At 43.9% G+C, this 13,486-nt stretch carries 11 protein-coding genes and 1 pseudogene; 3 read left to right on the top strand and 9 right to left on the bottom strand.

Going from position 1 to position 13,486, the window contains the following annotated elements:
• The 9 genes and pseudogenes from WBM98_RS13770 to WBM98_RS13730 form a co-directional block, all read right to left on the bottom strand.
• Nucleotides 1–905, bottom strand: a 905-nt coding sequence (locus WBM98_RS13770; RefSeq protein ID WP_424366599.1) for an aminotransferase class V-fold PLP-dependent enzyme, incomplete at its 3' end; no start/stop codon positions are given.
• A 1-nt stretch (nucleotide 906) separates the two neighbouring features.
• Nucleotides 907–2,223 carry a Fe-S cluster assembly protein SufD gene (gene sufD / locus WBM98_RS13765; protein WP_424366598.1) on the bottom strand — a complete coding sequence of 439 codons (1,317 nt, stop codon included), beginning with the start codon at nucleotides 2,221–2,223 and terminating at the stop codon, nucleotides 907–909.
• Nucleotides 2,224–2,248: 25 nt separating this feature from the next.
• A pseudogene (locus WBM98_RS13760) lies at nucleotides 2,249–2,654 on the bottom strand (four helix bundle protein).
• A gap of 32 nt (nucleotides 2,655–2,686) precedes the next feature.
• Complete coding sequence (gene sufC / locus WBM98_RS13755) at nucleotides 2,687–3,439, bottom strand: Fe-S cluster assembly ATPase SufC (protein WP_424366597.1); 753 nt, start codon at nucleotides 3,437–3,439, stop codon at nucleotides 2,687–2,689.
• A 22-nt stretch (nucleotides 3,440–3,461) separates the two neighbouring features.
• Complete coding sequence (gene sufB / locus WBM98_RS13750; RefSeq protein WP_424366596.1) at nucleotides 3,462–4,907, bottom strand: Fe-S cluster assembly protein SufB; 1,446 nt, start codon at nucleotides 4,905–4,907, stop codon at nucleotides 3,462–3,464.
• Nucleotides 4,908–4,988: 81 nt separating this feature from the next.
• The gene (locus tag WBM98_RS13745; RefSeq protein WP_424366595.1) at nucleotides 4,989–5,318 is read right to left on the bottom strand and encodes a HesB/IscA family protein; all 330 of its coding nucleotides are present in this window, start codon (nucleotides 5,316–5,318) and stop codon (nucleotides 4,989–4,991) included.
• Nucleotides 5,319–5,547: 229 nt separating this feature from the next.
• Nucleotides 5,548–7,191 (bottom strand): alpha-glucan family phosphorylase, encoded by a 1,644-nt coding sequence (gene glgP, locus WBM98_RS13740; RefSeq protein ID WP_424366594.1) that lies wholly within the window; start codon nucleotides 7,189–7,191, stop codon nucleotides 5,548–5,550.
• Between the two features lie 227 nt (nucleotides 7,192–7,418).
• The gene (locus tag WBM98_RS13735) at nucleotides 7,419–8,768 is read right to left on the bottom strand and encodes a hypothetical protein (RefSeq protein WP_424366593.1); all 1,350 of its coding nucleotides are present in this window, start codon (nucleotides 8,766–8,768) and stop codon (nucleotides 7,419–7,421) included.
• On the bottom strand, nucleotides 8,768–10,000 hold the full coding sequence (locus WBM98_RS13730; protein ID WP_424366600.1) for a choice-of-anchor B family protein: 1,233 nt from the start codon (nucleotides 9,998–10,000) through the stop codon (nucleotides 8,768–8,770). Before WBM98_RS13730 ends, WBM98_RS13735 begins: the two co-directional genes overlap by 1 nt.
• Before the next feature lie 69 nt (nucleotides 10,001–10,069).
• Between WBM98_RS13730 and thiL the strand changes: the two genes are divergently transcribed.
• The 3 genes from thiL (at nucleotide 10,070) to WBM98_RS13715 (ending at nucleotide 13,281) form a co-directional block, all read left to right on the top strand.
• The gene (gene thiL / locus WBM98_RS13725) at nucleotides 10,070–11,122 is read left to right on the top strand and encodes a thiamine-phosphate kinase (protein ID WP_424366592.1); all 1,053 of its coding nucleotides are present in this window, start codon (nucleotides 10,070–10,072) and stop codon (nucleotides 11,120–11,122) included.
• Nucleotides 11,123–11,359: 237 nt separating this feature from the next.
• Nucleotides 11,360–12,403 carry a helix-turn-helix domain-containing protein gene (locus WBM98_RS13720; RefSeq protein WP_424366591.1) on the top strand — a complete coding sequence of 348 codons (1,044 nt, stop codon included), beginning with the start codon at nucleotides 11,360–11,362 and terminating at the stop codon, nucleotides 12,401–12,403.
• 122 nt (nucleotides 12,404–12,525) lie between these two features.
• The gene (locus WBM98_RS13715; RefSeq protein WP_424366590.1) at nucleotides 12,526–13,281 is read left to right on the top strand and encodes a lysostaphin resistance A-like protein; all 756 of its coding nucleotides are present in this window, start codon (nucleotides 12,526–12,528) and stop codon (nucleotides 13,279–13,281) included.
• Nucleotides 13,282–13,486: the final 205 nt, after the last annotated feature.

Here is a 13,486-nt window from a genome sequence, read left to right as displayed (position 1 = left end):
GCATCGAAACCAATGGCATTCATATAATCCAAGGCCGCGCCAAAAGCGATCCCACCACAAATATTGGGCGTACCTGCCTCGAATTTATGGGGCAGCTCGGCATAGGTCGTTTTCTCAAAGGTCACCTCAGCGATCATTTCGCCACCGCCTTGATACGGGGGCAATTTATTCAACCAAGCCTCCTTGCCATACAACATACCTACACCCGTTGGGCCACACATCTTGTGGGCCGAAACCGTATAGAAGTCCACATCCAATGCCTGTACATCCGCTATGATATGGGGTGCGGCCTGGGCACCATCGATCAATACGGCCGCCCCTACCTCATGGGCGGCATCGATTATTTTTTTGATCGGGTTTATCGTTCCCAAGGCATTCGACACATGGTTGCAAAAAACCAACTTGGTTTTGTCCGACAACAAATTGTGATAGGCATCCATCAGCAATTCACCTTCCTCATTCATGGGAATAACCTTTAGAACGGCCCCGGTTCGCTCGCACAGCATTTGCCATGGAACGATGTTCGAATGGTGTTCTAAGGCCGAAACGATCAGCTCATCCCCTTTTTTCAACAGGGAAGAGAACCCATTCGCTACCAGATTAATACTGTGGGTCGTTCCCGAAGTGAAAATAATTTCCTGGACTTTGGCCACATTGAAATGCTTTTGGATCTTTATACGGGCCTGTTCGTATTTATTGGTTGCCTCTTGGGATAGCGTATGCACCCCCCTGTGAATGTTCGCATTGTAATTACTGTAGTAATCGACAATCGCATCGATGACCTGTATTGGTGTCTGTGAGGTAGCGGCATTATCGAAATAGACCAAAGGATGCCCATTGACCTTACGGTTTAAGATCGGAAAATCTTTGCGAATCTCTTTCGGATGGAAGGCAATTTTCCCCATGTCACAAGTCAAACCCCAATCGTACCCCTAGTTTTTCAGCTATGAGTCGATTGATTCGTGTTTTCAACTCTGGGATACGCACACTTTCCAGTACATTATTGGCAAATGCATACATCAACAAAGCCCTGGCTTCCTTCTTGGGGATTCCCCGGGATTGTAGATAAAACATGGCATCCTCATCCAACTGACCAATGGTACACCCGTGCGAACATTTTACATCATCCGCGAAAATCTCCAATTGGGGTTTCGTGTTGATGGTCGCCTTGTCGCTGATCAGAATATTATTGTTCTGTTGAAAGGCATTGGTCTTTTGGGCTATCTTATCCACAATGATCTTTCCATTGAACACCCCTGTGGAATTTTCACCGTAAATACCCTTATAATCCTGATGACTTTCGCAATTGGGTTCAATATGGTGCACCAATGTATGGTGGTCTACATGCTGCTTGTACCCCAAAATGGTCACCCCTTTCATGGTGGAGTCGATATACTCCCCGTTCTGATAAAAATTCAGGTTGTTTCTGGTCATTTTACCCCCGAAAGAAAACGTATGTACCTTAACCACACTATTGCTTTTCTGGTCAATGTAGGTGTTATCGATCAAGGAAGCGGTTTTGGCATCGTTCTGTATCTTATAATAATCAACATTGGCGCGCTCAGCCGCAAAGATCTCGGTCACGCAGTTGGTCAAGACCTCGTTCGAGGTTAAACTTTGGTGCCTTTCGATGACCTGTAGTTCGGCATTTTCCTCGACCACGATCAGGTTTCTGGGCTGTAACATCAAAGAGGCTTCGTTCCCTGTTGAAAAATGAAGGATCTCAACGGGTTTTTTCGGCATTTTGTTCTTGGGGATATAAATAAACGCCCCCTCCCTACTAAAAGCGGTATTCAAGGTCGTCAAGGAATCCTCCTTAGAGGCAACCTGGTTAAAATAAGTATCGATGACCTGTTTGTACATCGGTTTGGTCAAGGCCGCACTCATCAAACAGATGTCGACCCCATCGTGGGTCGTTTCCGAATGAAAGGAAGAGTAGATACCATCTACGAAAACAATCTTATAGGTGTCCATCTCATGTATGAAAAATTTCTTCACCTCTTTATATTCCACGGTATTGACCTCTTTGGGAAAAATACTGAAATCGATCTTCTGAAGACTTTTCAAGGAGGTATACTTCCAAGCTTCCTCCTTTTTGGTGGGAAACCCCTTTTCCTCAAAGTTCTTAATGGCCTCAGAGCGGATATCGTGCACGGGGTGCTCCACATCGACCTTGTTTTCAAAGGCCATGAAAGAAGAAATCAATTTATCTTTTAAATCCATTCTTAAAAGTTTCTTGTTTTGAGTTTCAGGTTTCAAGTTCACTATCCTTAAACTTTGTCCCCTTGAAATCCTTTTTGTTCAAATAATTAATAAAGTTTGCAATTCTTTTGCTTAGTGTTTCATATTCGTGTCAGTCTTTGCATTTCATCATGGTTGATGTAATCATTATCAAAAATGCGGTACAACTGCGATCTTGATTCGCCTGCAGATGCCTTGGCCATTGATAAAAACTGTCGAAACTCAAGATTTCCATCCCTTTCAAAACCTTCGGCTATATTATCCATAACAGACCCTGAAGCGCCTTTAATCTGGTCTCGTAGCTTAAAATCATTTTTGAGATCTGTTGATTTTGACAAGTGAATGACCTTTTTCGAAAGTCTTCTTGCTTCTTGCCAAATTTCTAAATCCTCAAAACGTTTTATCGTAGCCATAACCTGAAACAATAGAAACTAGAAACTTGTAATTAAGCTATCGTTTCCTGTTTGATCCAATCGTATCCTTTGTCCTCCAATTCATGGGCCAAGTCTTTGGTACCCGATTTCACGATCTTCCCCTCATGCAACACATGCACGAAATCAGGGATGATATAGTCGAGCAGCCGCTGGTAATGCGTAATCACGATGACCGCATTATCCTTGCTTTTCAATTTGTTCACCCCATTGGCAACAATACGCAAGGCATCGATATCAAGACCGGAATCCGTTTCATCCAAAATTGCGAGTTTCGGCTCTAACATCGCCAATTGAAAAATCTCGTTTCGTTTCTTTTCCCCACCGGAAAAACCTTCATTCAAGGAACGCGATAAAAATTTACGGTCTATTTCCAATAACTCCGCTTTTTCCCGGATCATTTTCAACATCTCATTGGCGGGCATATCCTCCAACCCTTTGGCCTTTCGGGTTTCATTGATCGCCGTTTTCATAAAGTTGGTCACAGAGACCCCTGGAATTTCAACAGGATATTGAAACGACAGAAAAATCCCCTTATGGGCCCTTTCCTCGGGAGAGGCCTCTTCAAGATTCTCACCTTCCATAACCACGCTTCCTTCGGTCACCTCATATTCCTCTTTCCCGGCTATGACCGCCGCCAGGGTACTTTTTCCAGAGCCGTTGGGACCCATGATGGCATGTACTTCCCCGGCATTGACTTCAAGATTTATACCTTTCAGTATTTCGTTTCCTTCTATACCTGCATGCAGGTTGATGATCTTTAACATGTGCTACTTTTTAGTATTCAATTTATCCAACTGAGCCTTCAAGGCTTATTTCCAAAAGTTTTTGGGCTTCCACCGCAAATTCCATGGGTAATTTGTTCAAGACCTCCTTGCTGAACCCATTCACGATCAACGCAATGGCCTTTTCGGTTTCTATACCACGCTGATTGCAATAAAAAATCTGGTCTTCCCCGATCTTACTGGTCGTTGCCTCATGTTCTATCTGAGCGGTCTTGTTCTTCACTTCGATATACGGAAAGGTATGGGCCCCACAATCATTCCCCATCAACAAGGAATCGCATTGCGAAAAGTTCCTAGCATTCTTGGCACGGCTATGTACCTGCACCAAACCGCGGTAACTGTTCTGTGATTTTCCCGCAGAAATTCCCTTCGAGATGATGGTGCTCCGCGTATTCTTTCCTAAATGTATCATTTTGGTTCCCGTATCGGCTTGCTGATGATTATTGGTTACCGCGATGGAATAGAATTCCCCTATGGAATTGTCCCCCTTTAATATACAGGAAGGATATTTCCAGGTAACCGCCGATCCCGTCTCAACTTGGGTCCATGATATTTTCGAGTTTTTATGGCAAATACCCCTTTTGGTAACGAAGTTGTACACCCCGCCCTTACCTTCCTTATCACCGGGATACCAGTTTTGTACCGTTGAGTATTTTATTTCGGCATTGTCTAGGGCTATCAATTCAACCACAGCGGCATGCAATTGGTTTTCATCACGTGAAGGGGCGGTACACCCTTCCAAATAACTGACATAACTACCTTGATCGGCGATGACCAGTGTTCTTTCGAACTGCCCTGTCCCGGCCTGGTTGATCCTAAAATAGGTCGACAGTTCCATCGGACAACGAACTCCCTTGGGAATGTAGCAGAAAGATCCATCGGAGAAAACCGCAGAATTCAGGGCCGCATAAAAATTATCCTTTTGGGGCACGATAGAGCCAATATACTTCTTGACCAGTTCAGGATGTTCCTTGATCGCCTCAGAGATGGAACAGAAAATAATCCCTTTTTCAGCCAAGGTCTTTTTAAAGGTCGTGGCCACTGAAACCGAATCCATCACGATATCAACCGCAACCCCGGCCAATTTCTTCTGTTCGTCCAAAGAAATCCCCAATCGCTTGAAGGTATCCAACAATTCGGGATCTACCTCATCCAAACTATCGTATTTCGGCTTGCTGTTCGGGGCCGAATAATAGGATATCGCTTGAAAATCTGGTTTCTTATAGGTGATATTCGCCCATTCGGGTTCTACCATTTCCTTCCAGGCCTTAAACGCCTCCAAACGCCATTCGGTCATCCATTGGGGCTCTTCCTTCTTTTTCGAAATGGCGACTACGATTTCCTCATTCAATCCAACCGGAAAGGTATCCGATTCGATATCCGTATAAAAACCGTACTCGTACTCCTTGGTTTCGAGTTCCTTTTTTAATTCCTCTTCTGTATATGCCATTTTTTTCGATTAATCAATTTGAAAATGAAATAATTTGAAGATGGTATTATTTTCAAATTGAATCATTTTCAAATCTTTAAATTATAAAGAAAAGCTCTCCCCACAGCCACAGGTACGCTGTGCATTAGGGTTGTTGAACACAAAACCCTTGCCGTTCAATCCTCCGGAGTATTCCAAAATAGTCCCGGCCAGGTATAAAAAGCTTTTCTTATCCACGATAATGCGTACTCCGTTATCCTCAAATACCTTATCGGTATCTCCCATGGCGGTATCGAATGTCAATTCGTACGAAAGTCCACTGCATCCGCCACTCTTCACGCCTACCCGCACATAGTCCTTTGAGGCATCATAGCCATCCTCGGTCATTAAACCAATGACCCTTTGTTTCGCCGTTTCTGAAACTTGTATCATTATTTGTTTTGATTCTAAATAGTTTACAAATATAGGTTTTATGTAGTGTTTTGCAATACATCCTAACATTATTATAACGAATAAGCGCATAAGGGTTCTCTATGGTAAGTGGGAACCACGGCACGCCCCTGCCCGATTTTTGCATACGGGCCAAAAAAAACCACCCTTGCGGGTGGTCAAAAAGATTAAAAAACCGAGGAGTGCCCCTTAGGACAACCTGGTAGCGTTTCTATTTGTATAGTTCATTATAATACTGGGCGGCCATTCGTGCGCTCGTAAATTCGGGGATCACATCATCCATGCCCTGGAAAACGATCTGCTGCCATTTCTTGGGATTATCATAGAAGGTGGGTATCACCTTTTTCTCAAGAATATCATACAGATTTTCACTGTCGAGCTTATCCTGGTCCCATGTTGGCATATTGTGGTCTATCGCCGGAAGGATAAAGGAATTTTTTCCATCCTTGGCGAACTCGGGGATCCACCCATCATCGGTCGAAACATTGACCGATCCGTTCATGGCTGCCGTCATACCACTGGTACCCGAAGCCTCTCGGGTAATTCTTGGGGTATTGAGCCAAATATTGGATCCACATTTCAATTTTCGCGACAGTTCAATCTCATAGCCCACCAATACGGCCAGGTTCGATTTCTGTTTGCAATAATGCACCAAGTGGTTGAAAATATCGATGCCATAGAAATCGTGGGGATACGGTTTCCCGGCCCAAATGATCTGTACCGGATATTTTTCGTTGGAGATCAGCCTTTCAAATCGCTCCAGGTCTTGGAGCAACAGATCGGCCCTTTTATACCCCGCAAAACGTCTCGCCCAGACCATGGTCAACACATTGGGGTCGAAAAGCTTGTTCGTCTGGTTCAACACCTCGGCGAAAAGGTTTTTCTTCAAATCAATCTTAATTTCGTGATAGAGTTTGGCATCCTTGGTCTTATGGGCTTCCTCTATGACCTCATCTTGCCAAAATTTCTGGTTCTGTGCATTCGTGATGGGGATGATTTTACTGGTACCGGGGAAGTCTTTCCACATATCCTGGGATACCTTGGCATGCAATTTTGAAACTGCATTCGATTTTTTGGCCATTCTAAGGGCAGAAACCGTATAATTGATCATCCCCCCATTGACCATCTCTTTCTGAAGTTCAGGTTCTGATAGGTACCTGCCAAAGAAACCACAACGGTTCAAATGACGCCCATCGCGTTCTTCGTTCCCTGCTTTTTCAGGGGTGTGGGTGGTAAAGACCATTTGGCTTTTCTTCACACCTTGATCACGTAAATAATAAAAGGCGGGTAACGCATGCCCTTCATTCAAATGATAGACATCGGCCCCTCCCAAGGCTTCGACGATCTTTGCCCCGGCAATACCCAACACGATACTTTGGGAAATACGGGTCAAATAATTGGCATCGTACAGGTAATTGGTGACGGTTCTTGACAAATAATCATTGCCTTCCACATCGGTGGTCAACAAATACATGGGCACCGTGCCGAAAATCTCAGGTTTCAACACCATCGCCCGTACCTTGACCGCCGGGTTGTCGTGCAATTTAACCTCAACCTCTAAGCCTGAATCCTCTAAAAAGGTATAGTTCTTTTCTATAAAGTTGGCGCGCATGGTTTGATCCCCATTACGTCCTTGGTCGTAATAGCCATATTTCCACAACATGCCTATCCCGATCATATTCTGTTTTAGCTCAAAGCCCGATCGCATGTGGGAGCCGGCCAAAAATCCGAGTCCGCCCGAATAGATCTTGAGGGCTTGGTGGATGCCGAATTCCATACTGAAATAGGCGGCTTTTTTATTGAATTCTTTTGCAGGCGTGTACGGGTGATGCCATTTGTTATAATCTGATGTCATTTTAATTCGGTTTTAAGGGGGCGAATTTAACTAAATTCAGTGATAAATATGTGGAGTGTCCTCTCTTTTAACATGTTCTCACTAAGATGCACGGTTTTATTACGTAATCGGAATTCCAAGCCTGTTTTTTTATTGAAAAACAAGATTTAAAATGAAGTGGATTTTATGTTTAGCACATAAATATCAACGGCTTACAGACAAAGTATATGACAGGCTTGGAAAGATGATTATTTGATCTTGATCATGATCACATCAGACATTCCCTTATTTTGCAGCCCAGGGAAATCGGGACTGGCACTTTCGCCTACCACGATGATGCTTTTATCGGGATTCTCAAGCACATCAAAACCATACTCCAAAGCTGAACCCCCAAAAGATCGTTGCCAGAGCAAATCCCCATTTGAAGCGGTCTTTACGACCCAAAGGTCATTTTCACCAGCGTTGACCGTTGCATCGCTATCCAAGCTTTTGGAATTACCAGCTATGGAGTATCCCCCATCCAAACTGGCACTTACCCCTTGTGCAGCATCAAATTGGGTGCCTCCATAGGTTTTTTCCCATAAAAGATTCCCATTATCATCGATCTTGATCAACCAAACATCCGATTCGCCTTTGTTTTTCGAGACATCTGCGTCATCACTGAAGGTATTGCCCGCAATCACATAGCCGTCATCGTTCGTCTTGGCAATATCATAGGAAATTTCAATACCCGAACCACCAAAGGATCGTTCCCAGACCAATTCACCCAAACTGGTAATCTTCACGACCCAAAAATCATAACTGCCTTTGGTAGCACTGATGTCAAAATCGTCACTTTCAGAAAATCCAGCCAATACAAATCCTCCATCATCGGCCTGCACCACCGCGTGTGCCCTATCGTTATTGGTGCCCCCAAAATACCTTCTCCATTCCATATTTCCAAGCGCATCCAATTTCGTGCCCCAAAACTCCCCGACCCCATGTCTTGTAAGATATTGTCCTTTTTCGGTAAACCCATCTGATCGGGCCGCGGTAATATCCAAAAATCCAATAAAAAAGAATCCCCCATCCTGGGTTTCAATAATATCATAGGAATGGTCATGGCCCGAAAATCCAAAACTCTGTTCCCACTCCATAGTTCCCGCAGCATCCAATTTTAGGATCCAATTATCATGAAAGCCTTCATTATTGCTTGCGTCACCATCATCACTCATCGCATATCCGGTAAGAATATACCCCCCATCTTTGGTCTGCGCTACAGACTGCCCTATATCATCCTTGCTTCCACCATAGGTTTTATTCCATTGTAGGTTCCCCTCAGCATCCAACTTCAACAACCAATAATCATTGCCTGGAAACGGCTTGCCTACAATATCCCCGTCCATACTATTGGTGTACCCTAAAATAGCAAAGCCCCCATCGGTTGTCCGTATAATCGCCTGGGCCGTCTCTTCCCCCGAACCTCCAAAATTCTTGATCCAGGCCACTTCCCCCAAGAATTCCACATTCATATTCGGATCTATAAAAAAGTTGTTATCGGCTTCAACAGAGCAGCCAAGAATACTTAGAACCAAAAGTGAACCAATCCATTTTTTCATTATTCCGACTTTTTAATAATGAACAATCCCGAGTTTATATCGCTGACCAATATCTTACCGCTTTCGAAATAGGGATACACGCTCCACACCCCATCAAATCCGGCACTATTGCTCGATGGGAACGTATCGAAAAAACCTGCCTCGGAAATCGATTTATTCGCAATGCCCGAAATATCGAGCACCCGGATACCCGCCCTATAATTCGCCAAGAAATATTGATTGCCTTTTACATAGCCGTTGTGGTCTATTGCCGTGGTTTCACCGGTATAGGTGGTATGTAAGACGGGATTATCCAGGTCGGATACGTCAAAAACCAAGGTACGGGAATCGAAACCGAAATTCACTTCATCGAGCTCATCCCCAAAAATATAATACCGTTGATCCTCGGTAAACCACCCTTGGTGGGTATAGGCCAGATTTTGATACCCGAAAGTAGCAATACCAGCGGGATTCGCTTTATCGGTCACGTTTACGATGGCGACCTGATTCTCATTCGCCCCAATAAATATTTCGGCCCCCGTATAATCGGTATCCGGACCATTATAGGTGATCACCTGTGCATCATGGGTATACCCATTGGCACCATAGCCCCCTGCCGAAACGGGATTTTTAGGATCTTGCAAACTCACAAAATGCACGCCCCCATTAAAGGCATCATTTCGAGCAGTGCCTACAGGATAGGCAAAACCTGTAGCCTCATTGATCACTACATTGTGGGCATTGCCAAAACCGGTATAGCGCCCATCATTATCAAAAACCTCTGGCGTATCGCTAACATTTCGCAATCGCGTAAGGTCAAAAACCTGCATGCCATGGTTATCGGCCTCAGAAACAATATAGGCATGGTTATCATAGACCTTGATATCGCGCCAAGAACTAGTGCCCGAAGCGGAAGGTAATTTTCCCAGGTAAATAAGATTCTCGGTATCGGTGATATCTACGAAAGCCGTGCCGTTGTCCAAGCCCATTAAGGCATATTCCTTGTTCGTGGTGTGGTCTGTCCATCCCCAAACATCATTCCCTTCCAATGCCCCAAATTCGGAAAGGGAAATTCGGCCTAAAAGGTCATAACCATTACAAGGATACATCCCTGCCATTCCATTTTCACAAGGGGTGAATCCTACTTGGGGTTCGGGTACGAATTGATCTTCATTATCCGGTTTTTCTTCGTTCTTGGAGCAGCCCATAAAAAGCAGTATAAGAACTGGCAATAGGTAGAACGTATTCTTCATCATAGCATTGATTTTAGTTCTTAGTTATTAAAGATAAGATTATTATAATATCCTTCTTATTTTTGCCAGATGCTAGAAGACAAGAATCAGGAGAAAACAGATTTGGAAAAATTGGGGGAATTCGGATTGATAGACCATCTGACACAACACTTCCCGATCACCCGAACATCGACCGTAAAGGGGATTGGGGATGACGCCGCCATACTCGACTTTAAGGGATTTAAAACGGTCGTGTCGACCGATCTTTTGATCGAGGGGGTGCATTTCGACCTCAGCTATATGCCCTTGAGGCATTTGGGGTACAAAGCCGTGATGGTGAACCTTTCGGACATCTATGCCATGAATGCCGAAGCGACCCAAATTACGGTATCGATGGCGGTATCGAACCGATTTCCGTTGGAAGCTTTGGAAGAACTCTACGCGGGCATAGCCCTGGCCACAAAAACATATAACGTTGATTTGGTCGGCGGGGATACCACCTCGTCGACCACGGGATTGATCATCAGTATTACCGCCATCGGAAAGGCAAAGGCCACCGATATCGTCTATCGCTCCGGTGCCAAGGAAAACGACCTTTTGGTGGTCACCGGGGACTTGGGGGGCGCCTATATGGGCCTTCAGGTCTTGGAACGTGAAAAGGAAGTATTTAAGGTAAACCCCAACAACCAACCCGATCTTGAACCGTATTCCTATATCGTGGAACGCCAATTGAAGCCCGAGGCCCGTAAGGATATGTTTGATCTGTTTAAAAAATTGGACGTGCACCCAACGTCGATGATCGATATCAGTGACGGACTCTCCTCTGAAATCCTGCACCTATGCAAGCACAGTAAGGTGGGCTGTCATCTCTATGAGGATAAAATTCCCTTGGATCCCACGGTCATTTCGGCCTGCGAGGAATTCCATATCGATAGTACCATGGTCGCCTTGAGCGGGGGAGAGGATTATGAGCTCTTGTTCACCTTAGACCAGAAAGAATTCCCGAAAATAAAGGGCAATCCCAACATGACAGTCGTGGGGCATATGACTGCCGAGCAAGACGGCGCTCACTTGATCTCAAGGAACAACGCCAAAATACCATTGACCGCCCAGGGCTGGAATTCATTTTCGGAAAACGGATAAGGGCCAAAAGAGCATGGGGACAATTATCCAATTGAGCCCTAAAAAACGTATGGACCGGATTATTTCGAAATCCGATAGCGTCCTTTGAAACATTGACAAATGCACTTTTAGGACGATCGTTATGTGCATATCCAGTATTTGCTTATCTTTTAAGTACATAAGGATCATGTCCCCATGAATGTTATTTTCGCATTGTCGATTGTTTGTGCGACCCTTTTTGGTCTAATAGGCCTTTATTTGGTCTTAACAAAAAAGGGCAATACAACTGCCAATCGAATTCTAGGACTTTTCTTTTTGTTGTGGGAGATTGACTTTTTTGATGGTGCATTGATGCTCAATGGGTTTTACTTAGAGCATCCAAATCTTGCTCTATGGACCGATTCCTTTCTGTTTCTCTATGGGCCATTGATTTATTTTTATACCCTTTTTACCATCGATGGGAATAAGAAATTCCGTATTTCATACCTCATCCATTTTCTTCCCTTTTTACTGGGTTTTATTGTGCTATTGATAATATACCACTTGCAACCCATCGATTACAAGCTGAAAATCCTTGAAGGAATTACAACCTTTAACCAACCTGTAGAATCTTTTATAGGCTTCCTGTTTATTTATCTCCATTTCTTCTCTTATATATTTCTTTCGTACCACAGACTGAAAAATGCCGAACGGAATCTTAAGAATTACTATTCATATCCGATTTTACGATGGTTATATAACTTATTATTTGGTCTGTCCATTGTGCTATCACTATCGATTGTGAGCAGTATATTCCAATTTCTTGGTGCCACAATGTATTTCAATTTAAGCGTGATTATCATTCTCCTTTCCATAGGAGTGTTTGTAGGTCGCCTCATCTTTAAATCCTTGGATCAACAATCACCAATGCTTACACAACTTAGCGGAAGAAAATATTCAGGAAGCGATTTGGCCCAGAATGAGGTAGAGGCAATACGATCAAAGATCCTCGGAGCCTTGGATAAGGATGAACTTTTTCTAGACCCAGAACTTTCGTTGGAAAAGCTCTCAGAAAAAATCGGAATCACAAAACGAAACGTATCCCAAGTTATCAACGAGGTAATGGGTAAAAATTTTTTCGATTTGATAAACACCTATAGAATCGAACGTGCGAAACGGATTTTCATGAAAAACAAAGATCCAAAGCTCACGGTTCTGGAAGTTCTCTATGAGGTCGGTTTCAATTCGAAGTCCTCATTCAATACCCAATTCAAAAACAAAACCGGCTTGACCCCTTCAGAATTTAAAAGACTGAATCCATAAACATTTTACTTCAAGTAAATAAAAACTCGAACGTTGTAAAAAGGGTTCGACTTCATGCAATCGGTCGCGTATATTCTTAGTTATTAAGAAGTTTGATGCAATAACCACTAAAATCATGCATCATGGAATCTTCCTTCAATATCGAACAAGATCAAATACAACTTAACAAACAGCTATGGTATCACTTTTATCCCGGCCTGGCGATTTTGATTACCTACATCATAATCAGCCCCTACCTGATCGAATGGGGATATCCTGGCTTGACCGCCCTATTATTTGTAGAACTTTTGGTGCTTGGCCCTATTGGCATAACGCACTTATGGAGCCACGGTAAGCACTTGAACGGCAAACCCTCTCTAAAAAATGTGATTGCCTATACCGATAAACTTTCGTGGAAGCAGTATTTAATGTGGACACTCGTTGGAATATTGGCCTGTACGATCGTATATATCCCCTTATATCCGTTGGGCCTTTTTCTTAAGGATAGTATTTTTAACTGGTTGCCCGAATGGTATTTTGACCCTGGATATGGCACCTCGGACATGGATTTGATTGCCAAGGTTTTTTTAGCGGCCATAGTTATCGACGGAATTGTGGGGCCAGTTGTTGAAGAGCTCTTTTTCAGGGGATATCTTTTACCCAGGATGGCCTATCTAAAAAAATGGGCCCCAATCGTTAACGGACTCCTGTTCGGACTCTATCATTTTTGGCAGCCCCATAATTATTTGGCCATAATCGGCATTGGGATTGTGATCAGCTTCATCGTTTGGAAAAAGAAAAATGTCTATTTGGGTATGCTGATCCATTGTATTCTAAACATCCTTGGTGCACTAAGTGGATTCTTAGCGGCTAATGCCGGGGAAGTTATTTTGAGATAGCCGTGTACGTATAAAAAAGCCCGACGCTTTTGGTCGGGGTTAGTTCGACCGACCGATTTGCCAGCGCATTGCAGGCTCGGCAAATCAGGGTACGGACATAGTGCCACCAAAAAAAAGACCCCGACGCTTTAGGTCGGGGTTAGTTCGACCGACCGATTTGCCAGCGCATTGCAGGCTCGGCAAATCAGGGTACGGACATAGTGCC

Origin of the sequence: Maribacter sp., from assembly GCF_049667165.1 — a bacterium.
Lineage (GTDB): Bacteria > Bacteroidota > Bacteroidia > Flavobacteriales > Flavobacteriaceae > Maribacter_A.
This window is presented reverse-complemented; position numbering and strand designations above follow the sequence as displayed.

Bases quoted from the DNA above. Each gene is read 5' to 3' on its own strand.
- sufD (WP_424366598.1), bottom strand. From the start codon at position 2,223: ATGGATTTAAAAGATAAATTGATTTCTTCTTTCATGGCCTTTGAAAAC.
- sufC (WP_424366597.1), bottom strand. From the start codon at position 3,439: ATGTTAAAGATCATCAACCTGCATGCAGGTATAGAAGGAAACGAAATA.
- sufB (WP_424366596.1), bottom strand. From the start codon at position 4,907: ATGGCATATACAGAAGAGGAATTAAAAAAGGAACTCGAAACCAAGGAG.
- WBM98_RS13745 (WP_424366595.1), bottom strand. From the start codon at position 5,318: ATGATACAAGTTTCAGAAACGGCGAAACAAAGGGTCATTGGTTTAATG.
- glgP (WP_424366594.1), bottom strand. From the start codon at position 7,191: ATGACATCAGATTATAACAAATGGCATCACCCGTACACGCCTGCAAAA.
- WBM98_RS13735 (WP_424366593.1), bottom strand. From the start codon at position 8,768: ATGAAAAAATGGATTGGTTCACTTTTGGTTCTAAGTATTCTTGGCTGC.
- WBM98_RS13730 (WP_424366600.1), bottom strand. From the start codon at position 10,000: ATGAAGAATACGTTCTACCTATTGCCAGTTCTTATACTGCTTTTTATG.
- thiL (WP_424366592.1), top strand. From the start codon at position 10,070: ATGCTAGAAGACAAGAATCAGGAGAAAACAGATTTGGAAAAATTGGGG.
- WBM98_RS13715 (WP_424366590.1), top strand. From the start codon at position 12,526: ATGGAATCTTCCTTCAATATCGAACAAGATCAAATACAACTTAACAAA.